This is a genomic window from Halococcus qingdaonensis (assembly GCF_024508235.1).
Classification (GTDB): domain Archaea; phylum Halobacteriota; class Halobacteria; order Halobacteriales; family Halococcaceae; genus Halococcus; species Halococcus qingdaonensis.
Map to the genome: position 1 here is coordinate 986,936 of NZ_CP101943.1, position 20,908 is coordinate 1,007,843.

The window sequence follows — 20,908 nt, forward strand, 5'->3', positions numbered from 1 at the left end:
GAATAAAAGATGAAACAATGGATACATTTATGCATCTAATGTGTGAAGTGGCATCCCCTGACACCCCACACGTCACGGATGACGATGTGCGTGAGGTCAGGAAAATCATGACAGAAACGTACACAATCGGCGACAGTATCGTCCTCCAGACAGTCCCCGACTCCGTGCAGCCACTGATAGAGGGATTCCTCTCGGCCATCCCGTCAATAATTGCTGCGATCGTCATCCTCATCATCGGCTGGATCGTCGGCATCGTTCTCGGCAATGCGGTCAAACGCGTCATCAGAAGTATCAGTCCCTCACAGTACGTTTCGGGGACGCCGCTCGAACCCGAGGGCGACGCCGACGAGTCCCTTGCGGGCGGACTCGGTAAGCTCGTCAAGTACATTATCATCATCTTCGCACTCCTCCTCGCGCTCCAACAGCTCCAGCTCCCGATCCCTGGCGATATACTGTCGAGTATCGTCTCGGCCGTGCTGAAAATCGTCGTGGCGGCCATCATCCTCGGCGTCGGGTTCGCCATCGGTCGGTTCGTCGGTGACATCATCGGCAGCGTCCTCGGTGGATTCAATCTTAACCGCTATCTGGAAGGGACGCCGCTCGTGCGCATCACGGACGCGGTCGGCGGGGTCGGTAACGCCCTCGGAACGGTCGTCGAATACGTCATCTACTACTTCGCGCTGGTTCAGGCGGTGGATGCGCTCCAGTTCGGCGTGCTCACCCAGATGTTCACCGGCCTGACGGCGTACCTCCCGGTGCTCATCGGCGCGCTCATCTTCCTCCTCATCGGCATCTACGTGGCCGACCTGCTCGGTGACGTCGTGGCGGATATCAACACGAGCCAGGTGACCGACTACGCCGGTCTCGGTGTGAAGGTGTTCGCCTACTACTACGTCATCACGACGGTGTTGAGCAGGCTCGGTCTCGGCGTCGATATCCTCGAAACCCTCTTCAACACGGTTGTCGTGTCGTTCTTCGGTGCGCTCGGTGTCGGGCTTGCCCTCGCCATCGCCATCGGTCTCGGCTGGGGCAGCAAGGACTACGTCGCCGAGAACATCGACAGCTGGATGTCGAGCGCACGCAGCAGCGCCGACGATCTCACTGAAGGAGGTGGAACTACCGGACACACCCAGAGCACCGACGACGAGGACATGTTCGACGACGACACGCGGGGTGGCTCCGGGCCGAGCGGCACGGGCGATCCCGACGTCTGAGCCCGTTCGCACAACGACTTTTTACCCGTTCCGGCTCTGTTCGCGGCATGGCTAGCCTGCTCGGCGACTACGACCGCTCGCGGATCCCGGTCTGGCTCATGGCGGTCGTCTTCGGCCTCGCGCTCTCGTTCGTCGTCTGGCGGTATATCGGTACGTTCGTCCTCGGACTGTTCGTCTACTACATCACGCGCCCGATCCACCGCCGGCTCGGCGATCACGTGCCGACGTCGAGCCTCGCGGCGGCGGTCTCGCTGACGACAGTCGCGCTGCCGGTGATCCTGCTCATCGGCTACACGCTCTACGTCGGCACGTTCCAGCTCGCCGATATCGCCGAGAGTGCGAACCTCCAGCCCGTGCTCGACGCGCTCGAACCGTACGTCGAGAACGCTGGCGTCGGCACCGAGCCACAGGCCGTCATCAGCTCGGCGATCGAGAACCCCCAGCAGTTCCTGAGCGGCGGCGTGATCGACACGATCACCGAGGCCGCGACGCCGCTGTTCGCGTATCTCGGCGCGTTCGGCAACGCGCTCATCCACCTGTTCGTCGTGCTCGCGCTCGCTTTTTACCTCCTGCGCGACGACCACAAGCTCGCAGCGTGGTTTCGCAGCCAGCTCGCCGGCGACGGGACGCCAATGTACGCCTACCTGGACGCGGTCGATCGCAATCTAAAGACCATCTACTTCGGCAACATCCTGAACGCCTTCTCGACGGCGATCCTCGCGGCGATATCCTACAACCTGCTCAACGCCGTCAGCCCGGCCGGCGTCGCCGTGCCCTCGCCCACGCTGCTGGGACTGCTCACCGGCGTCGGCAGTCTCGTGCCCGTCATCGGCATGAAGATCGTCTACGTCCCGGTCGCGCTGTTGCTCGGCATCGAGGCCGTTCTCGTCAGTCCCGCGCTGCTCTGGTTCCCGCTCGTCTTCGCGGTCGTCTCGCTGGTCATCGTCGATACGATCCCCGACCTCGTGCTCCGACCCTACGTCTCCGGCCGGGATCTCCACACCGGCTCGGTGATGATCGCCTACATCATCGGCCCGCTGCTGTTCGGCTGGTACGGACTCTTCCTCGGCCCGCTGCTGCTCGTACTGTTCGTCCACTTCGCCCGCATCCTCCTGCCCGAGCTCGTCCGTGGCGAACCGCTCACCGCGCGGGCGACGGCGGGCAACCCGCTCCATCCCTCCAACGAGCTCTCCGTTCCCGAACCGGAACCGGTCGACACAACCGATGAGTCGAACGCCGAGACCGATGGCGCAGGGCCTGCAGACGACGAGTCGTCACGATCGCCCGATGGCGGAACCGAGCATAGCGAATAAACCACGCCCGGATGGTTTATCCGGACAGACCTCTAACCATCGGTGATGCAAGCCGTAGAAATCACCGAATTCGGCGACAGCGACGTCATCGAAACGACCGAGCGCGACAGACCGGAGCCCGGTGACGGCGAGGTGCGCGTCGCCGTCGAGGCAGCGGGGATCAACTTCGCGGACATCATGCAGCGCCGCGGCCACTACGTCGGCGGGCCGGAGCCGCCCTACGTGCCGGGCATGGAAGCTGCTGGCACCATCGATGCGGTCGGTGACGGCGTCGATCGCGAGGTCGGCGAGCGCGTGGTCGCCATGACCGACGAGGGCTACGCCGAGTACACCACCGCCGACGCCGCCGGACTGTTCGACATTCCGGAGTCGATGAGTTTTCCCGAAGCGGCTGGCTTTCCCGTCCAGTTCCTGACCGCCCACAACACCCTGTTCGAGTGGGGTGGGCTGGAAGAGGGCGAGCGCGTATTGGTCCACGCGGCCGCTGGCGGCGTCGGCACTGCCGCGACACAGCTCGCGAGCGAGGCCGGCGCGGAGGTCTTCGGCACCGCGAGCACACAGGACAAGCTCGATCTCGCCGAGCGCCTCGGGCTCGATCACCCGATCAACTACACCGAGACCGAGTTCGCCGAGACGGTGAACGACGCTACCGACGGCGAGGGCGTCGATCTCGTTCTCGACGGAATCGGCGGCGATACCACGACCGAGAGCCTCGACTGTCTCACCCACTTCGGTCGGATGGTGTCGTACGGTGCGGCGAGCGGCGAGCCCGGCTATCCCGACACGAGCACGCTGCTGTTCAACAACTTCACCATTCAGGGCTACCACCTCGGCCAGTCGATGCAGCGCGCCCCCGAGCGCGTGCTCGATGCCGTCCCGCATCTGACCGAACTGCTCACCAGCGGTGAACTTGAAGTAATCGTCGGTGAGACGTTCCCGCTGGCCGAGGCCGCCGATGCTCACGAGTATATCGAAAACCGCGAGTCGAGCGGGAAGGTCGTTCTCGAACCCTAATCGACCGGCAGCACACTCGTATCGATCCCGTCGCGCCGCCCGTCGAGAACCGAAAACCGCTCGCCACGTCGGCGTTCGAGCCAGTAGAGCAGGCGTTCGGCCCAGACGAGTTTCCGTTTCTTCATCGCGTCCACCGATCCGTCGTCGAAATTCCAGCCGACGAACGTCAGACGACTCGCCCCGCAGTGATCGGCCAGAAAGGCCGCGCGATCCCCGTCGGTGAACCCACCGAGGTTCACCACCGGGTCGGCGGGCGCGGCTTGAGTCGTGCCGAGCACGTGCTCGACGTCGAGGGTCGGCACCACCTCCTCGACCAGCGGCTCGTTGTCGCCGTGGGCGTGGATCGCGACCGGCGTACCCGCTTCCGTGAGCGCCCGCACCGTCTCCGGGTTCTTGTCGAGGTCGGTCACCATGCAGTCGACGGCGATACCGGCCTCTTGAAGACGGTCGACGGCGGTCGAGGCGGCGAACACGCTACCGTCCGTCGTGTCCACCCCGTCGAGGTCGGTTTCGAGTGACGGGCCGGCCCCGGCGATCACGACCGTCTCGCCAGTCACGTCGAGTCGATCGAGATCGAACGGATCGACGAGATCGGCGAGACGGTCCCGGACATGTTCGTCGCTCGCGCGATCGAAGCCGAAATCGGCGAGAATCGCCTCGTAGACCGGTTCCCACGCGGCGAAGTTCATCGCAGCGCGGCTCTGTCGCCGAGCGCGTCGCCGATGCGAGCCGCATCGCGGGTCTCGGCGACATCGTGGGTGCGGATCACGTCCGCACCGCGCTCGACGGCCAGGGCCGTCGCAGCGAGGCTCGCGGGCAGTCGGTCGTCGGTCTCGCGGCCGACGATCTCGCCGAGGAAGTTCTTCCGGTTGATCGAGACCAGCATCGGGCGGTCGATGGCACCGAACTCCGCGAGGCGGCGGAACGTCTCGCGGTCGTCGTCGAGGGTTTTGTCCTCGCTCCAGCCGCCGAACGCGGGATCGATGATCGTCTTGTCGGTGAGGCCCTCGGCGAGTGCGTCGTAGATGTCGTCGACGTCCGCGAGCGCCCCGGGTCGTTCGAGATCCGGGGGGCTGGCCATCTTCACGACCGCCGCGTCGCGCGCCTCGCAGACGCGGGGCAGTTCGGGATCGGCGAAGCCACAGACGTCGTTCACCATGTCGAAATTCGCGTCGAGCGCCGCCGCAGCGACCTCGTGATATCTGGTCTCGATCGAGAATACTGCCTCCCCCGTGACGCGATCGATCGTCTCGATCGCCGTGTCGAGTCGCTCGCGCTCCTCGGCGGCCGAGAGCACCTCGAAGCGCTTGTTCGCCGATTCGACCCCCACGTCGACGATCTCCGCGCCCTCGTCGATGAGGTCGTCGACGTAGGCGGCGGCGTTGGCGGGATCGGCGAACACGCTCGGCTCGTAGGGCGACTGGTCGCTGACGTTGAGCACACCCATGATCCGCGCTGGGTGTCCGTCGCCGATCGGGAGACCGGCGGCCTCGACGGTCTGCATGGTCGAACGTTGGCGAGCGTGGGCAAAAGCGACCCGTTCGAGGGACGCGCGACTTTTAGGCGCAACCGTCGTAGCCGGGGTATGGGAAAGGTCAATATCGCGCTGCGCGGCTGGCGATTCGACGAGTCGGCGGTGTTCACCGACGACGGTGATATCAAACCGATCGACGAGATGGAGCCGACGACCAGGGAACGGATCGTCAGGCTCCGCCAGCTCATCGATTCGCCGTGTCACGCCTGCTGGCTCGTCCACGGTGACAGCGAGCTCGACGCCTGCAACGACGCGGCAGCCGTCTACGGCGAACCCCTGAGCGAGGTCGTCCTCTGCGAGGAGCACGAACCCGACTTCCGCTACTGGTACCGTGAGCAGGGCGGGGCGGACTACCGCGGCGAGCCGGAACTCCAGGACGCCTTCCACGAGTGGTTCGCCGACGGCGGGCGCGCACCCGAGGACTACGAACCGGTCGAGCACGTCGATACCGATCCGACGGCGGTCCCGTCGGTGTCGGGCACGGGTTCGGCGGCCGATGCCGAACAGGAGGCTCAGAGCGTGGATCTCGACAGCCTCGACATCTGATGGGGGTCGCCGTCGCCGTCGTCGATGCCGAGACGCCGGGCAACGTCGGGACGATCGCGCGGGCGATGAAGAACTTCGGGTTCGATAGTTTGCAACTCGTCGATCCACCCGACCTCGATCCCGACGGCGAGGCCTACGGCTTCGCCGGTCACGCCCGCGAGGACGTCCTGCCGAACCACGACGTGCTCACGTTCGACGAACTGGTTTCGGAGTTCTACACGGTGGGGTTCACCGCCATGACCGGCCGTGACGAGGGACGACACGTCCGCTATCCGTTCAAAACGCCGGCCGAACTCGCGGACCATCTCGCCGACGTCGAGAGCGACGTCGCGCTCGTCTTCGGGCGCGAGGGCACGGGACTCTCGAACGAGGAGTTCGCCCGCATCGACGAGGTCTGTTCGATCCCGGCCAGCCCCGATTACCCGGTTCTCAATCTCGGCCAGGCGGCCACGGTCGCGCTCTACGAGCTTCGGAATCTCACGCTCGACGAGGTACATCACCCGGATCGCCGTGATCGTGCCGACGAGCGCGCGCTCGAAGGACTCTACGACCAGTTCCAGTCGTTTCTGGGTGCCATCGACCGTCCGGACGAGAAACGTGCGAAAGCCGAGCGCATGCTCCGGCGTGTGCTCGGACGCGCCCACCCGACAGGGCGCGAAGTCACGACGCTACGGGGACTGTTCCGTCGGGCGGAGATGCAGATCGATCGCGCGCGAGACGAAGAGCCGTAGCCGACCACCGCCGACTACAGGTTCGGTGTCAGCTGTTGTTCGGTATCTCCTTCGTCGATAATCAGCGTGTTTTCGACGAGGTTGCCGTGTGCGCGCCGGAACCGCTCCGAGAGCGCCTGATGGGAGATATCGAGCTCGTCGGCGAGATCGGCGACCGAGAGATCGCGTGGCACCTCGTAGTAGCCGTGCTCGAACGCCGCGTCCAGGGCTTCGGCCTGCTCCTCGGTGAGGCCGAAACGGGCGTGGCGTTCGTTTTCCATCGCGTAGATCGCCTCGACGTCGATCTCGATGTCGTGTTCCCGACAGAAATCGTACGTTCGTGACAGCGAATCGCGGTCGGGAAAGAGCAGTCTGAGCTGCCAGCGCCGGTTCTCGCTTTCGGCGTTCAACACGGTCGCCTGCTCTTCGAGCAGCGCGTGGACGACGAACTGGACGCGAGCGACCCACTCCATCCGGTAGAGCCACTCGCCGTCGAGATCGGAGAGCAGTTCGACGTTGTCGACGCTCGGGTCCGACTCGAAGGCGTCTTCGAGCGCCTCACGGTCGGGCGCGCTTGCCCAGACGAACGGCATGACGCGGTCGGCGTCGTGGGCGACGACCCGCTCGACGTCGAAGGTGACCCCGGGCACTCGTTCGATGGTCTCGCCGAGCGCGAACGTCTCTGCGGCGACCGATAGTTCGCCGATGGTGCTCATTTGCCCAGTGGTGGGCTCCGCGGCCGAATAACTATTTCCCTCCCTGGCATGCCGAGTGCGAGGGCCGAACCCGTTTTGTTGAAGTGTCCGAAGCCAATATACGGGGCAATGAGTGAGGACTTCTACTCGGTGCTCGGCGTCTCGCGCGACGCCGGCGAGGACGAAATCAAACAGGCCTATCGCAAGAAGGCCGCCGAGTACCACCCCGATGTCTCCGACGACCCGAACGCCGACGAGAAGTTCAAACAGGCGAAGAAGGCAAAGGAGGTGCTCACCGACGACCAGAAACGGCAGGCCTACGACCAAATGGGTCACGAGCGCTTCGAGCAGGCCGAAAAACGCGGCGGGTTCGACGGCGGCGGTGCGGGGCGGGGCGGCGGCATGGGCGGTGCCGGTGGCGACCCCTTTGGAGGAATGGGTGGCGGCGGGATGGGCGGTGGCGGTCTCGGCGACATCTTCGAGCAGTTCTTCAACGGCGGTGGCGGTCGCGGCGGCGGTGGCCAGAGCGGCCCGCGACAGGGCTCCGATCTCAGAACCGACCTCACGATCGAACTGGAGGAGGCCGCCGCGGGTGCGGAAAAACAGTTCACCATCACCCGGCCCGAGACCTGCCCGGACTGTGAGGGGTCGGGCCATCCCGAAAGCGCCGACGCCGAGACCTGCCCGCAGTGTGACGGTCGCGGCCAGACGACCCAGGTCCAGCAGACCTCGCTCGGTCGCGTCCAACAGACACAGACCTGCCGTCGCTGTGGCGGCGACGGCACGCTCTACTCCGAGGACTGCTCGACCTGTGGCGGCGATGGCCACGTACGCAACGAGGCCAGCCTCTCGGTCGAGGTCCCACCGGGCATCCGCGACGGCCAGACCCTCCGCATGGAGCGTGAAGGCGCACCCGGCGAGAACGGCGGGCCGAACGGCGACCTCCTCATCGAGATCAGCGTGCGCAAACACCCCGAGTTCGATCGCGAGGGCGACGACCTCGCCCACCGCGCGGCCATCTCCTTCCCGCAGGCGACCTTCGGCGCGACGATCGAAGTCCCCACCCTGGACGGCACCGTCGAGATGGACGTCCCTGCGGGCACTCAGAGCGGCGAGACCTTCCGCCTCGAAGGCAAGGGCATGCCCCGCCTGCGCCGTCGTGGCACCGGCGACCTCTTCGTCCGAACGCAGGTCGTCACGCCCGACGAACTGAACGAGGATCAACGCGACGCGCTCGAAGCGTTCGCCGAAGCCGGCGGTGAGGAGATCGAGGTCGAGGAAGGCTTCTTCGAGAAGCTCAAACACTCGCTCTAGAGCCCCACTTTTTTACTCGTCGGGGTTCGCGCGAAGCGCGAACCACTCCTCGCAAAAACCTGGACTAAAAAGAACCGCTCACTCGGCCTTCGGCCTCGTTCGCGGCGAACCGCGCTCGCTACGCTCACGCGGACACAACCACTCCGCTACTGCACAGCACAGCACCGCCGAAGCCCTCGGGGCGCGCTCACTTCGTTCGCTACTCACTCCCTCCGGTCGTTCGCGCCCTTCGCCCTTCATCCACCAGGACCGCACCGCCACCGCGGCCGCGCGGCCGGCAGGCCAGCGCGAGCCACCGAGTATAACCGTCGGCGAGCGCTGATGTCGACATGGCAGAGACAGAATCCGCCGTCGAGACGTTTCTGGACCGTGCAGATGCGGTCTTCGAGGATTACGAGAACGGTTACGTGGACCCCGATGCGGCGCTGTCGACGCTCGAATCGCACGTCGACACGCTGCGCGAGGATCTCGAATCGTAGCGAAAACCTGTACAGTTATCGCATCTCGGGCCGCGAGTAGTGATATGATGGACTTCTCGAACCGGGTCGAATCGGTCGCCATCAGTGGCATCCGCGAAGTGTTCGAGGCGGCCGGCGGCGACGCCATCAACCTCGGCCTTGGACAGCCCGACTTCCCGACGCCCGACCACGCCCGTCAGGCCGCCATCGACGCCATCGAGAGCGGCGCGGCCGACGGCTACACCTCGAACGCCGGAATTCCCAAGCTCCGCGAGGCGGTGAGCGACAAACACGCCCGGGACAACGACCTCGATGTCGATCCGGACGAGGTTATCGCCACCGCCGGCGGCAGCGAGGCGCTCCACCTCGCGATGGAGGCCCACGTGAGTTCAGGCGAGGAGGTGATCGTTCCCGATCCCGGCTTCGTCTCCTACGCCGCGCTGACGAACCTCGCGGGCGGCGAACCCGTTCCGATCGAACTCCGCGAGGATCTCACGATGAGTCCCAGCGCAGTCGAAGCGGCGATCACCGACGACACCGCCGCGTTCGTCGTCAACAGCCCCGCGAACCCCACCGGGGCCGTCCAGAGCGAAGAGGACATGCGCGAGTTCGCCCGGATCGCCGACGAACACGACGTGCTCTGTATCTCGGACGAAGTCTACGAGCACATCGTCTTCGAGGGCGAACACCACAGTCCCATGAAGTTCGCCGAGACGGACAACGTCGTCGTGGTGAACGCCTGCTCGAAGGCCTACTCGATGACCGGCTGGCGGCTCGGCTGGGTCACGGCGAGCGAGCGCCGCACCGATCGCATGCTCCGCGTCCACCAGTACGTCCAGGCCTGCGCGAGCGCGCCCGCCCAGTACGCCGCCGCAGCCGCCCTCTCGGGCCCACAGGATCCCGTCCACGAGATGGTCGACGCCTTCGAACAGCGCCGCGATGTCCTGCTCGACGGGCTCGCCGACGCGGGTCTCGACACGCCCACGCCCGAGGGCGCGTTCTACGCGATGCCCGACGCGCCGGAGGGCTGGGTCGACGAGTGTCTCGACCGCGGCGTGGTCGTCGTCCCTGGCGAGGCCTTCGGCGACGGCGGCGAGGGCTACGCCCGCATCTCCTACGCGACGGGCATCGAGGAGCTCAAGGACGCCATCGAAGTCATGGACGACGCCGCGAGCGCGGTCCGCTGACACTATCGACGCTCCGCCGTACCGGTGATTTTTCGTAGCATATCGTGATCGGTACCAAACGCTATATCATAATATATTACTCGCGTCCGTGTTAATGTCTGTGTAATGGTTCGTCGAACAGACCGAACGAGAGTCTCCGTGTGTCATCGAGAACAGCCACAGCGGAACCGTCCCGATCGAGTCCGACCAATGTCCGGTGGTTGTCGATGAACGTCGCCGACAGATTGCTCAACGCCGAGCGCGAACACAGCACCTTCGTCTACGTCATCGCCGCCATCGCCGCGCTGAACGGGCTACTGTTCGGCTTCGATATCGGCGTCATCTCCGGTGCACTGCTCTATATCGACCAGACGTTCACCCTGTCGCCGTTTCTGGAAGGGGTCGTCACCAGCAGCGTGCTCGTGGGAGCGATGATCGGCGCGGCGACCGGCGGGAAACTGGCCGATCGGTTCGGCCGTCGCCGGCTGACGCTCGCGGGCGCGGCCGTCTTCTTCGTCGGATCGTTCGGGATGGCGCTGTCGCCGACGATCGAGTGGCTCGTCTTCTGGCGGGTCGTCGAGGGTACCGCCGTCGGCGTCGCGTCGATCGTCGGCCCGCTGTTGATCTCGGAGACCGCACCCTCCGACATCCGCGGCGCGCTCGGCTTCCTCCAGCAGCTGATGATCACGATCGGCATCCTGTTGGCGTACGTCGTCAACTACGCCTTCGCCCCCGAGTTCCTCGGCATCACCGGCTGGCGCTGGATGCTCTGGTTCGGTGCGGTGCCCGCGACGGTGCTGGCGATCGGGACGTACTTCCTGCCCGAGAGTCCGCGCTGGCTCATCGAGCACGACCGGATCGAGGAGGCGAAACGCGTGCTCTCGCGCATCCGCGATACGGACGACATCGACGACGAGATCGAGAACGTCCGCGAGGTCAGCGAGATCGAGGAGAAGGGTGGCCTCTCGGATCTGCTCGAACCGTGGGTTCGCCCGGCGCTCGTCATCGGCGTCGGTCTCGCGATCATCCAGCAGGTCAGCGGTATCAACACCGTCATCTACTACGCACCGACGATCCTCAACAACATCGGGTTCAACGATATCGCCTCGATCGTCGGGACGGTCGGCGTCGGCGTGGTCAACGTCCTGCTGACGGTCGTCGCCATCCTTCTCGTCGATCGTGTGGGCCGGCGACCGCTGTTGCTCGTCGGCACCGCCGGGATGACCGTGATGCTCGGGATCTTGGGTCTCGGCTTCGTCCTGCCGGGGCTGTCGGGCGTCGTCGGCTACGTGACGCTCGCGAGCATGATCGGCTACGTCGCCTTCTACGCGATCAGCCTCGGGCCGGTGTTCTGGCTGCTCATCTCGGAGATCTACCCGCTTCGCATCCGCGGGACCGCCGAGGGTGTCGCCAGCGTGTTCAACTGGGGCGCGAACTTCCTCGTCGCGCTGACCTTCCTCCCGCTGATTGACCGGCTCGGCGAGGGGCTCTCGTTCTGGCTGCTCGGCGGGTTCTGCCTCATCGCGTTCGTGTTCATCTACGCGCGCGTCCCCGAGACGATGGGGCGCTCGCTCGAAGAGATCGAGGCCGACCTCCGCGAGAGCGCCATCGTTGGCTCCGATAGCGAAGAACGCCCGGAATCCGTGACGAACGACTGATATCGCCTGCGGTCGCACCGTTTCTCCCACTTCCCTGCCCTCCTCTCATTCGGTGAGGGAGGGGGAGGGGAAGGAAGCGGGCCACATCGCCCGACGTGACGGGTCGACGACTGCCCATACAACTATGTGACTGACAGTTCTAGTGTGGGCATGGCTATTGCGCGCCACGGCGACGGGATCGGTGGCGAGTTCGCCGCACTCGCCTCGCAGGTCCACCCGGTGTTCATGCTGCCACCGCTCGCCGCGTCCTGGTTCGGCGCGGTGCTCGCGCCGTCGCTCCTGCCGCAGGTGGCGTTCGTCCACATGCTGGCGATGTTCTTCGCGGTCTACACCGCCCACGTCAAGGACGGCTACGTCGATTTCTACCTCCGTAGCGAGGACGACGACCACCCGCTGACGTTGGCGGGCTGTCGCCTCGGGCTCGCGCTCTCGACGACGGGGTTCGCGCTCTGTACCGGCTGGCTCTGGCTCACGGTCGGGACGGGTGCGGCGATCGTGACCCTGCCGACGTGGTTCATCGCCTATCTGCACGCACCCCAACTCGACACCAACCCGCTGGGTGCGACCCTCGGCTACCCGCTCGGCATCGCCCTCGCGATCGTCGGCGGGTTCTACGCACAGACCACGGCGATCTCGACCCCGCTGCTCGCCTTCGCGGCGGTCTTCCTCGTGCTCCTCTCGGGGATCAAAGTCATCGACGACGCGAAGGACTACGACTACGATCGCTCGATCGACAAGCGCACCGTCGCGGTGGTGCTCGGCCACGAGCGCGCCCGCCGGAGCGCCCATCTGCTCATCGCGCTCGCGCTCGTCGGCGTGTTCGCAGGCGCGAGCCTCGGACTGTTCCCCCCGAGCACCGCCCTCGCCGCCGTCGCATTCGCCGTCGTCGCGCTCGCTACGCGTCGGTTCGAACCCCGGCGCGCGACCGAACTGCTCATGCGGGGATCGTATCTGTTCTTGGCGCTACTCTTCCTCGCCGTGTTGTTCCGTCCGCTGTCGTGAGTCGGTCGCGGCATCTCCCGCACCGCGGAGATTGTGCCCGCTGAGAAACAGTTGGTTCGGATGGATCTCCTCGATGGAACCCCGAAATTCCATCAGTTCGCGGTGCTCACGATCTTCACCACGTCACCCTCTTCGAGTTCGTGATCGTCGCCGATCCGCCTGTCCGAGCGCGCATCCACGGCATGGAGATAGCCGTCGCCGATGTCCGAGTGGACGGCGTAGGCGAGATCGAGCGGCGTCGAGCCGCTCGGCAACAGGAAGGCGTCAGGCAGGACGTTGCCCTGGCCGTCGGTCCACTTCGTCTCGTTCTGGACGGGATACACGGTGATATGATCGAGCAGGTCGTACACCGCGGTGTCGAGCGCGCGCTGGACGCCGGTGCCGCCATGGGTCGCCATGAGGCCGCGCAACTCGTCGAGCTGCGTGCGCTGGGAATCCGTGAGCTCGCCAGCGACCGAGAAATCGGGATCGCCGGGATCGTAGTCGATGGCACCGCCCTCGACGCCGCGGCGGAGCGCGAGTTCGCCCTCGGCGCTCGCCGGGATCGTCTCGGCAAGCTCTTGCAGCCGTTCGACGTTGCCTGCAGGTGCGATATCGGCCTTGTTCGCCACGACGACGAGCGGTTTCGTGCGCGCGCGGATATCGCGGGCCAGTTCGCGCCGATGGTCGTCGGTCCACTCGCGCGGGTCGGCGGGGTAGTCGAGCTCGCGTAGTGTCGCAGCGATCGCCGCCTCGCTCGCGCCGACGCCGGTGAGCATCTCGGCGAGCGATTCGTCGATGTCGAACCCCGGGGATCGGGACTGGCGCTCGACGGATTCCCAGTTGCGTGCGATGATGCCCGCGAGCCAGCGCTCGATCTCCTCGGTGACGAAGTCGACGTCCTCGGCGGGATCGTGGGCACCGATCTCGACGGGTTCACCCTCGGCGTTCGTCCCGCCGGAAGCGTCGACGACGTTGAGGATGACATCGGCGCTCGTGAGTTCGTCCAGGAACTGATTGCCTAGGCCCCGCCCCTCGTGTGCGCCCGGCACCAGCCCGGCGACGTCGAGCAGTTCGATCGGGACGTAGCGTGTGCCGTCGTGGCAGTCGTCGTCGCCACAGCGCTCGTCGCGCGCCAGACAGGGACAATCGGTACGGACGTGTGAGACCCCGCGATTCGGGTCGATCGTCGTGAACGGGTAGCCCGCGACGTCGACGTCGGCCATCGTCGCCGCGGCGAAAAACGTCGACTTGCCGGCGTTTGGCTTGCCGGCAAGCGCGAGCGAGAGCATGGCCCGATTACTCGGCCGATGTGAAACTGCCTTTCGATTCGTCGAGTTCCGCCCGCTCGTCGGTCGATTCCGCCCGTTCGTCGTCCGACTCGTCACTTTCGTCGCCGTCGGCCGGAGCGGGGGCAGCGAGGTCGTCGCGTCCCTGAACGATGGTCATCTCGCCGCGTGCGCGCATCGCTCCCTCGACGACCGCTCCCTCGTGGAGGCGCAGTTGTTCGCAGGCGATATCGCCGCGGACGTGGGCTCCCGCAGCGATCTCGACCGATCCGCCGCGGGTCGTCACGTCGCCGTGTACAATGGTACCGCGCTCGACGGTGATCGACTCGCGCGCACGGAGGCTGCCGAACAGTTCGCTGTCCTCGCCCACGGCGATCGATTCGGCACGGAGGTTGCCGTGGAGTCGACAGTCGTCGCCGACCCGGGCGGGCGTCGAGACGCGCCACGCGTCGTCGCCGAGGGTAGCGTTTTTGGGAACCACGACCGGCTGCTCGTCGTGGCCCTCGAACACCTCCGAGAGCACGTCGTCGGCCATCTCCTCCTCACCGAGTCTGAGGAGATGGGTGAGATACGTAAAGAGGAAGACGAGCGTCGGCACCGGGTTGCGGATGACGATCCAGCCGTTGGCGTCGAACCCCTCCGAAATCTCGACGTCGTCGCCGATGTCGAGGTCGCCGGCGACGACGAGCTGGCCGTCGATCTCGGCTCGCTCGCCGATGTAGGCGTTTTCGCCGACGAGGACGTTGCCCGAGACCGTACACCACATGTCGAGCCGACAGTCGGAGCTGGCCTCGATGTCGCCCTCGAAGGTGACCTGCTCGCCGGCGACGACGTTCCGGCCGCGCACGCCCAACGAGACCGTGCTCTGGGTGCCGACGATCACGTCGACGTCGGTCACGATGGCGTGTTCTTCGACCGTCGTCCCGTCGGGAACGACGAGTTCGGAGAGCGGGTCCGAGCGAAACGACACACCGTCGATCCGGGGCCATCGTTAATAAATCCCGCCTCCCGCCACGAACGCGAGCGGCTTTTATCCGTGACGGATCTAATCGCGGTATGACTGCGCTATCCTTCGACGAACAGGGCGTCGACGTCGTCTACGAGGGCACGGAGTTCCGCCTCGAACGCGCGCTCGTCGAGGAGGCCACCGGCAAGACCTACCCCGACGTCACCGACCACGAAGTGCTCAAGATCGTCGCCCCGAACCCGAACCTCTCGGGCGAACCGAAACGCATCGGCGACATCACCGCCTGAGCAGGGTTTAAGTCCCCGCGCGAACTGACTCGACCATGAGCGCGCTCTCGAACTACGACCATCCGGCGTGGCTGACGATCGCGAGCACGGTCGTCGGCTACGGCGTGATCCTGATCGCGATGACCGTCGTCCTCTTTCTGGTTCCGTACCTGCTCTTCACGCTGCTGTAGTCATACTGTCGGACGGCACCGATCGGAAATTCACGAGGCGCAAATGTCGCCCGCTCTGGTGGAGTTCCACGATCCGCCCTCACGTACTGCCGACCGACAGTATCACATCCCCATATCGCCGGCCGACTCGGGCACGGGGAGGTCGTGTGACGAGATCCCCAACAACTCGGCGGCGTGGTCGAGCGCCATGTCGAAGCCGTAGTACCGTTCGAGCTCGTCGCCGTCGGCCGTCGGTCGCACCTTGAGCATCGCGTAGCCCTCCCGATTCTGTGCGATGGCCGCCGTTTGCCCATCCGACTCGAAGGCGAGCACGCGCTCGGAATCGGTCTCGGTGTAGCAGGCGGTGACGTCGTTCGCCGCGGCGGTCTCGTCGGTCATCGATCCGCATTATGCGGGCCGCCGCAAAAACGCGCCGGGTCGTGTGCCACCCTTCCACGCCGGAGCGAGCCGCTCGGCGCGCCGCCATGCGGATCAGTACGCTCTCATCCAAAAAGCCTATAATTGACTGACTGTTCAGTTATAGCATGGGCAGTTCCGATTCCGGGGCGGCGATGGCCGACGGCAGCCCGCTGTCGGACAGCGGTTCCGGGGAGGACAGAAACATGCGTCGTTACATGTGGGGCGGCATCATCGCCGCGCTCATCTCGTGGCTGATCGTTCCAGTCGTCGGCCTCGTGGCCGTCTACTGCGGCTGGGTCGTCTACCAGCACAAGGATCGCCTCCAGGGCGGTCTGATCGCCGGCGTCGGCGGCGTCGGTGTCCTCACGTGGGTCATCTACCTCTTCACGATGTAAAGCGGCGGCTGCTGCTGATCGTATCGTTCGCGGATCGGTCTCGATGTCCGTGTTGACCCCGAAGAGAACTGATCCGAGAACCACTGTCTTTTCGAAATTACCCGTTATTCGCGGGTCCGTTCCGACGACAGAACCATTATGAACGCCAGTGCCGTCGGTGTCGATGATGTGCGCAAGCCGGAGTGAGAGCAGTGGCTGAAGCGGAGTCGGCGACCGAGCGTCCGGTGGAATCGACGGACACCGAACCTGACGAGGGGCGCGTGACGTTCACGCTCGCGGGCGTCCGCGAGGGGTTCATCACCGGTTTTCCAGTCGCGGTCGGCGTCGCGGGCTACGGCGTCGTTTTCGGCGTCATCGCCGATCAAGCGGGACTGAGCGTCGCCGAGGCGGCGCTGATGAGCGCGACCGTGCTGGCGGGGGCCGCACAGCTGATCGGGGTCGAGCTCTGGGCCGACTCGGTACCGATGGCGACCGTCGTCGCCACCGTCGGCATCGTCAACCTCCGCTATCTCCTGATGGGCGCGGCGCTGCGCCCCTGGTTCCGCCAGCTCTCGCCGCGGGCAGCCTATGGAAGTATTTTCTTCACCGCCGACGAGAACTGGGCGCTCACGATCGGCGAGCTCCGCTCGGGCAGCAAGCGCGGCGCGTTCCTGCTCGGTAGCGGCCTCGTGCTCTGGCTGCTGTGGATCGTCGCGACCGTCCTCGGCGTGACCGCCGGCGACTTCCTGGCCACGCCCGAGCAGTACGGTCTGGACTACGTCCTCACGGCCCTGTTCCTCACGCTCGCGGTCGGGCTCTGGGAGGGCCGCGAGTCGATCCGGCCGTGGCTCGCGGCCGCCGCCGTCGCGCTCGTCGCGAACGCCACTCTCCCCGGCGAGTGGTACGTCATCGTCGGCGCGCTCGCGGGTGCAGTCGTCAGGATGGCGAGCCATGAGTAGCGCGCTGGCGCTCGATCCCACGGTCGTCGCCCTCATCGTCGGGATGGCGGCCGTCACCTACGCCACGAAGGCCGGCGGGCTCTGGCTGGTCGGTCGCATCGATCTCTCCGAGCGCGCCGAGGCCGGCCTCGACGTACTGCCGGGCGCAGTCGTCGTCGCGTTCATCGCGCCCGCGCTCGCCGATGGCGGCGTTCCCGAGTGGGTCGCCGCTGGTGCGACCGTCGCTGTTGCCCACAAAACGGGCAGTCTGTTGCTGTCGCTCGGCGTCGGCGTTGGCACCGTACTGGCTGCCAGAAGCATCGTCTGACGTCGCGCGACTCAGTCGAGCAGGTTGTCGGCAATCGTGTTGCGCAGGATCTCGCTCGTCCCCTCGTAGATCTCGTTGAGCTTCGCGTCTCGATAGAACCGCTCGGCGGGGAAGTCCTTCGTGTAACCGTAGCCGCCGTGGATCTGAATGCCTTCGTTGGCCACTTCGCGACTGATTTCGCTGGCGTACAGTTTCGCTTGCGCCGACTCCTTTCGGAACTCCTCGCCACGGATCTTCAGGTCCGCCGCGCGATGCATCAGCATGCGAGCGGCCTGGAGCTTGGTGTCCATATCGGCAAGCTTGTGCTGGATCGTCTGGAACTCGCTGATCGGCTGCTCGAACTGTTCACGGTCCTGGGCGTACGTCAGCGCCTCGTCGAGTGCGGCCTGTGCGATGCCGACACCGCGAGCGGCGATTGTGATGCGGCCGCCGTTGAGCGTCTTGAGTGCGTGGACGAACCCGCGCCCCTCCTCGCCGAGGCGTCGCTCCTCGGGAATGCGCATGTCCGAAAAGCGCAGTTCCGCCGTGGGACAGCCCTTGTCGCCGAGTTTGTCCTCGGTGCCCTCGACGTGGAACCCGTCGTCCTCGTCGGGCCGAACGACGAACGAGGAGATCCCCTTGTTGCCGGCGTCGGGATCGGTCTTCGCGAACAGGGTGATCGTGTCGGCGACCGAGCCGTTGGAGATCCAGAGTTTCCCGCCGTCGACGACGTACTCGTCGCCGTCCTTCTCGGCCGTGGTCTCCATCGCCGGCACGTCGCTGCCCGCGCCGGCCTCCGAGAGTGCGAACGCGCCGATATCGTCGCCCTCGGCGAGTGGGGTCAGATACTCCTCTTTCTGTGCTTCGGTCCCGAACTCGGCGAGCATGTTGCCCGCGAGGCTGATGTGGGCGGCGACGACGGTACCGAGCCCGCCCGATCCCCGTGCAATCTCCGACAGGCCGATGGCGTAGGAGTGATAGTCGAGTCCCGCACCGCCGTACTCCTCGGCGAAGGGCATGCCCATCAGTCCGAGCTCGCCCATCTCGCTCACGAGATCGTGGGGGAACTCGTCCGTCTCGTCGATCTCGGCGGCACGGGGTTCGATCTCCTCGTCGACGAACTCTGCAACCATCTCCTCGATCTGGCGCTGCTCGGCCGAGAGACTGAAGTCCATAATCGTTCATCCGGCCCGCGTCGCTTTACTGTTCCGCCCAGCGACCGACCCCAGTCGCGCCGTTTATGCACGTCGAATCCCGAGTATGCGTATCTATGGCACCGATCATCGAGCGGGTTCGCGAGGACATCGAGACGGCGCTGGCGAAGGATCCGGCGGCCAAGAGCGCGCTCGAAGTCGTGCTCGCCTATCCGGGTATGCACGCACTCTGGGCGCACCGATTCACGCACGCCTGCTGGAAGCGCGGGTTCGGGCTGTTCGCCAGAGTGCTCTCACATATCACCCGACTACTCACCGGCGTCGAGATCCATCCGGGAGCCGAGATCGGTCGGCGATGTTTCATCGATCACGGGGCGGGCGTCGTCGTCGGCGAGACGACCGACATCGGTGACGACGTGATGCTCTACCAGGGCGTGACGCTCGGCGGCGACACGCTCGACGACGAGAAGCGCCACCCGACACTGGACGACGGATCGACGATCGGGGCGAACGCCACCTTGCTCGGCCCGATCACCGTCGGCGAGGGTGCGAGCGTCGGTGCCGGCTCCGTCGTACTCGAATCGGTGCCACCTAACTGCACCGTCGTCGGCAACCCCGCGAAGCTCGTCGGGGACTGTCTCGACGACGAGGGCGTCGAACTCGGCGGCGAGTTCGCGGAGTAGCTGCCCGATCACTCGACACGTTTCGATCCCGCTTCTCTCCCACTCGTCGCACCACCGGCGACGTAGCCCTCGATGGCGAACAGACAGGCGAATACCGCGAGCAGCGGCCAGAACAGCGTGGTACCGGTGTAGAGCCAGGGCGCACGCTCGATGCCGATCGGATTGGCCGCGACGAGCGCGTTCAGTAACCAGAATGGACTGTATTCCGCCCGCGGGAGCACGTTGCTCATGCTCGCCCAGAGAGCGATCGCCAATATCGTGCCGCCGAGAAATCCTGCCAGCGCACCTGTGCGTGCTCGTGATCGCCACCGACCCGTCGATCGGCGGCCGGCGACGAAACCACAGCCGAGGCCGACGGAGAGAACGAGACCGATCGCGAGCGGCCACAGGGGTTCCGGAACGGGCACCGTGGCCCCCACGACGGCCGCCGCCAGGGCGACCCCGCTCCCGGCGACGACGGCTCGCGGGTCGCTCATCCGTCGGGTCGGTTCATCCGTGAGTCATCGAGTCGGTCGTGACAGAACGATGGTCGCCTCAGTCTTCGAGCGCGTCGGCGATGCGTTCGAGCGTTCGGCGGATGTCGTGGACCTCGTCGCGGAGCTGGCGGACCTCGCGGACCATCTCCTCGTTGCTCCCCTCTTCGGCTGGGCCGCCGGGGCCCGCACCCGGACCGCCGCCCATGCCGCCCGGACCGCCCATGCCGCCGCCGGGGCCGCCACCCATCATGCCGCCCATCATCTGGGCGAACGGGTTGCCGCCACCGCCACCCATGCCGCCCGGACCGCCACCGCCGCCCATCATCTCCTCCATGCGCTCTTCGCGGCTCATCTCGTCGCCCTCTCCCTCCTCGTCGCGCTGTTCGCGGATCTCCTCGACGCGCTCGCGGAAGGACTGTTCCTCGTCCTCGCCCGATTGCTCGGTCGCCTCGTCGTCGGTGTGTTCGGGTTCGTCGTCTGCCATGCGCCCCGGTTCGCCGGCCCGCCGGAAAAGCGTTCGGTACCGATCTCAGGCGAACCCGTCGAGACTGGCCTGGAGTTCCCGGTCGGTCGTTCCCTCTCGGAGTTCGTAGCCAACGAGATCTCGCAGATCGACCGCATAGATCGTATCCCGGTGATCGAGCACCAGCACTCGTCCCTTGCTCCCGCGGACGACGCCGCTCAGCATCGTCTCGGCGAGCGGTCGCCCATCCAGATCGAGTCCGTAGTCGAAGGTGAACGTCTCGCGAACGTCGAACTCGGCCAGTAGGTTATTCCAGGAACGTTCGTCGACGATTCCGCCGAATCCCCTGATCTTCGTCGCCACGCGCACACGCTCGGTGAGGTCGTGTTCGACCCCGATCGCCGTCTCACGTTCGCGGGCGATCCGTCCGTCGGGAACGGTTCGGATGTGGGCAGCGTGGTCGGCACCCTGTTCGCGCAGGCGTGTTTCGAGTCGCTCCAGTCTGGTGACGCCTACCTTGAAAACGGCGGGCGCAAAGGCGGCGAGGTAGATCGCGTGTTCGGCCTCGGAGTCGCGGTTGTTCGCCACCGACCACGGCGTGGTGTGGAGTTCGCAGTACGGCGCGCGTTCGTGCTCGCAGGCCACGTGGCGCTCGCCGTCGATCGTCCCGGCACAGTGGCGCTCGGCGAGGGTGTAGGCGAGTTCGGTTCCCGGTGCGAGCGACTGCCGGCGCACGGCTCCCCCCTCGGCGATCAGGAGGGCGGGCTCGTCGCTGCGATACCCCACGATCTGCACACC

26 protein-coding genes are annotated in these 20,908 nt (G+C 66.0%); 16 read left to right on the forward strand and 10 right to left on the reverse strand.

The window, feature by feature from the left end:
- The first annotated feature begins 107 nt into the window (after positions 1–107).
- The 3 genes from NO363_RS05230 to NO363_RS05240 are packed head-to-tail and all read left to right on the forward strand — an operon-like array spanning position 108 to position 3,541.
- Positions 108–1,214 (forward strand): mechanosensitive ion channel family protein, encoded by a 1,107-nt coding sequence (locus NO363_RS05230; RefSeq protein WP_256687383.1) that lies wholly within the window; start codon positions 108–110, stop codon positions 1,212–1,214.
- Between the two features lie 47 nt (positions 1,215–1,261).
- Entirely contained in the window at positions 1,262–2,527 is a 1,266-nt protein-coding gene (locus NO363_RS05235) for an AI-2E family transporter (protein ID WP_256687384.1), read from the forward strand.
- Positions 2,528–2,572: 45 nt separating this feature from the next.
- Entirely contained in the window at positions 2,573–3,541 is a 969-nt protein-coding gene (locus NO363_RS05240; RefSeq protein ID WP_256687386.1) for a quinone oxidoreductase family protein, read from the forward strand.
- Here NO363_RS05240 and NO363_RS05245 read toward each other — a convergent pair.
- Together NO363_RS05245 and folP are read right to left on the reverse strand one after the other, a co-directional pair.
- A complete protein-coding gene (locus tag NO363_RS05245; RefSeq protein WP_256687387.1) occupies positions 3,538–4,230 on the reverse strand; it encodes a 6-hydroxymethylpterin diphosphokinase MptE-like protein in 693 nt (230 codons plus the stop codon). The two genes, NO363_RS05240 and NO363_RS05245, sit on opposite strands and share 4 nt — an antisense overlap.
- A complete protein-coding gene (folP, locus tag NO363_RS05250) occupies positions 4,227–5,045 on the reverse strand; it encodes a dihydropteroate synthase (RefSeq protein ID WP_256687388.1) in 819 nt (272 codons plus the stop codon). The genes NO363_RS05245 and folP overlap by 4 nt, the downstream gene beginning before the upstream one ends.
- A gap of 81 nt (positions 5,046–5,126) precedes the next feature.
- On the opposite strand from folP, the gene NO363_RS05255 reads away from it, so the two are divergent.
- Complete coding sequence (locus NO363_RS05255; protein ID WP_256687389.1) at positions 5,127–5,621, forward strand: DUF8114 family protein; 495 nt, start codon at positions 5,127–5,129, stop codon at positions 5,619–5,621.
- A complete protein-coding gene (locus NO363_RS05260; protein WP_256687390.1) occupies positions 5,621–6,352 on the forward strand; it encodes an RNA methyltransferase in 732 nt (243 codons plus the stop codon). Before NO363_RS05255 ends, NO363_RS05260 begins: the two co-directional genes overlap by 1 nt.
- 14 nt (positions 6,353–6,366) lie before the next feature.
- On the opposite strand, the gene NO363_RS05265 is transcribed toward NO363_RS05260, so the two are convergent.
- Positions 6,367–7,047, reverse strand: coding sequence for a helix-turn-helix domain-containing protein (locus tag NO363_RS05265; protein WP_256687391.1), 681 nt, complete (start codon positions 7,045–7,047; stop codon positions 6,367–6,369).
- 108 nt (positions 7,048–7,155) lie between these two features.
- On the opposite strand from NO363_RS05265, the gene dnaJ reads away from it, so the two are divergent.
- The 5 genes from dnaJ to NO363_RS05290 all read left to right on the forward strand — a co-directional run bounded on the left by dnaJ (position 7,156) and on the right by NO363_RS05290 (position 12,624).
- The gene (dnaJ, locus tag NO363_RS05270; RefSeq protein WP_256687392.1) at positions 7,156–8,340 is read left to right on the forward strand and encodes a molecular chaperone DnaJ; all 1,185 of its coding nucleotides are present in this window, start codon (positions 7,156–7,158) and stop codon (positions 8,338–8,340) included.
- Positions 8,341–8,669: 329 nt separating this feature from the next.
- Positions 8,670–8,819 (forward strand): hypothetical protein, encoded by a 150-nt coding sequence (locus NO363_RS05275; RefSeq protein WP_007741028.1) that lies wholly within the window; start codon positions 8,670–8,672, stop codon positions 8,817–8,819.
- A 44-nt stretch (positions 8,820–8,863) separates the two neighbouring features.
- On the forward strand, positions 8,864–9,985 hold the full coding sequence (locus tag NO363_RS05280; protein WP_256687393.1) for a pyridoxal phosphate-dependent aminotransferase: 1,122 nt from the start codon (positions 8,864–8,866) through the stop codon (positions 9,983–9,985).
- Positions 9,986–10,191: 206 nt separating this feature from the next.
- On the forward strand, positions 10,192–11,622 hold the full coding sequence (locus tag NO363_RS05285) for a sugar porter family MFS transporter (RefSeq protein WP_256687395.1): 1,431 nt from the start codon (positions 10,192–10,194) through the stop codon (positions 11,620–11,622).
- Positions 11,623–11,772: 150 nt separating this feature from the next.
- The gene (locus NO363_RS05290) at positions 11,773–12,624 is read left to right on the forward strand and encodes a UbiA family prenyltransferase (RefSeq protein WP_256687397.1); all 852 of its coding nucleotides are present in this window, start codon (positions 11,773–11,775) and stop codon (positions 12,622–12,624) included.
- Positions 12,625–12,716: 92 nt separating this feature from the next.
- On the opposite strand, the gene NO363_RS05295 is transcribed toward NO363_RS05290, so the two are convergent.
- Both NO363_RS05295 and NO363_RS05300 read right to left on the reverse strand, forming a co-directional pair.
- On the reverse strand, positions 12,717–13,895 hold the full coding sequence (locus tag NO363_RS05295; protein WP_256687399.1) for a redox-regulated ATPase YchF: 1,179 nt from the start codon (positions 13,893–13,895) through the stop codon (positions 12,717–12,719).
- Positions 13,896–13,902: 7 nt separating this feature from the next.
- Positions 13,903–14,862 carry a polymer-forming cytoskeletal protein gene (locus NO363_RS05300; RefSeq protein ID WP_256687401.1) on the reverse strand — a complete coding sequence of 320 codons (960 nt, stop codon included), beginning with the start codon at positions 14,860–14,862 and terminating at the stop codon, positions 13,903–13,905.
- Positions 14,863–14,948: 86 nt separating this feature from the next.
- On the opposite strand from NO363_RS05300, the gene NO363_RS05305 reads away from it, so the two are divergent.
- Positions 14,949–15,146, forward strand: a complete 198-nt coding sequence (locus NO363_RS05305; protein ID WP_256687402.1) for a DUF5800 family protein — start codon at positions 14,949–14,951, stop codon at positions 15,144–15,146.
- A gap of 35 nt (positions 15,147–15,181) precedes the next feature.
- Positions 15,182–15,316 (forward strand): hypothetical protein, encoded by a 135-nt coding sequence (locus tag NO363_RS05310; protein ID WP_256687403.1) that lies wholly within the window; start codon positions 15,182–15,184, stop codon positions 15,314–15,316.
- A 102-nt stretch (positions 15,317–15,418) separates the two neighbouring features.
- Here NO363_RS05310 and NO363_RS05315 read toward each other — a convergent pair whose 3' ends face one another.
- On the reverse strand, positions 15,419–15,694 hold the full coding sequence (locus tag NO363_RS05315; RefSeq protein ID WP_256687405.1) for a DUF7111 family protein: 276 nt from the start codon (positions 15,692–15,694) through the stop codon (positions 15,419–15,421).
- Positions 15,695–15,840: 146 nt separating this feature from the next.
- On the opposite strand from NO363_RS05315, the gene NO363_RS05320 reads away from it, so the two are divergent.
- The 3 genes from NO363_RS05320 to NO363_RS05330 all read left to right on the forward strand — a co-directional run bounded on the left by NO363_RS05320 (position 15,841) and on the right by NO363_RS05330 (position 17,355).
- Positions 15,841–16,110 (forward strand): hypothetical protein, encoded by a 270-nt coding sequence (locus NO363_RS05320; protein WP_256687406.1) that lies wholly within the window; start codon positions 15,841–15,843, stop codon positions 16,108–16,110.
- Between the two features lie 191 nt (positions 16,111–16,301).
- Positions 16,302–17,048, forward strand: coding sequence for an AzlC family ABC transporter permease (locus tag NO363_RS05325; protein ID WP_256687407.1), 747 nt, complete (start codon positions 16,302–16,304; stop codon positions 17,046–17,048).
- Positions 17,041–17,355, forward strand: a complete 315-nt coding sequence (locus NO363_RS05330) for an AzlD family protein (RefSeq protein WP_256687409.1) — start codon at positions 17,041–17,043, stop codon at positions 17,353–17,355. Before NO363_RS05325 ends, NO363_RS05330 begins: the two co-directional genes overlap by 8 nt.
- 11 nt (positions 17,356–17,366) lie before the next feature.
- On the opposite strand, the gene NO363_RS05335 is transcribed toward NO363_RS05330, so the two are convergent.
- The gene (locus tag NO363_RS05335; RefSeq protein ID WP_256687410.1) at positions 17,367–18,509 is read right to left on the reverse strand and encodes an acyl-CoA dehydrogenase; all 1,143 of its coding nucleotides are present in this window, start codon (positions 18,507–18,509) and stop codon (positions 17,367–17,369) included.
- Between the two features lie 95 nt (positions 18,510–18,604).
- On the opposite strand from NO363_RS05335, the gene cysE reads away from it, so the two are divergent.
- Entirely contained in the window at positions 18,605–19,171 is a 567-nt protein-coding gene (cysE, locus tag NO363_RS05340) for a serine O-acetyltransferase (protein WP_256687411.1), read from the forward strand.
- Between the two features lie 8 nt (positions 19,172–19,179).
- Here cysE and NO363_RS05345 read toward each other — a convergent pair whose 3' ends face one another.
- Genes NO363_RS05345 through NO363_RS05355 form a run of 3 tightly spaced genes read right to left on the reverse strand, consistent with a single transcriptional unit; the run spans position 19,180 to position 20,905 of the window.
- On the reverse strand, positions 19,180–19,647 hold the full coding sequence (locus NO363_RS05345; RefSeq protein WP_256687412.1) for a hypothetical protein: 468 nt from the start codon (positions 19,645–19,647) through the stop codon (positions 19,180–19,182).
- Between the two features lie 58 nt (positions 19,648–19,705).
- Positions 19,706–20,131 carry a hypothetical protein gene (locus NO363_RS05350; protein WP_256687414.1) on the reverse strand — a complete coding sequence of 142 codons (426 nt, stop codon included), beginning with the start codon at positions 20,129–20,131 and terminating at the stop codon, positions 19,706–19,708.
- Between the two features lie 45 nt (positions 20,132–20,176).
- A complete protein-coding gene (locus tag NO363_RS05355) occupies positions 20,177–20,905 on the reverse strand; it encodes a DUF2797 domain-containing protein (RefSeq protein ID WP_256687415.1) in 729 nt (242 codons plus the stop codon).
- Between the last annotated feature and the right edge of the window lie 3 nt (positions 20,906–20,908).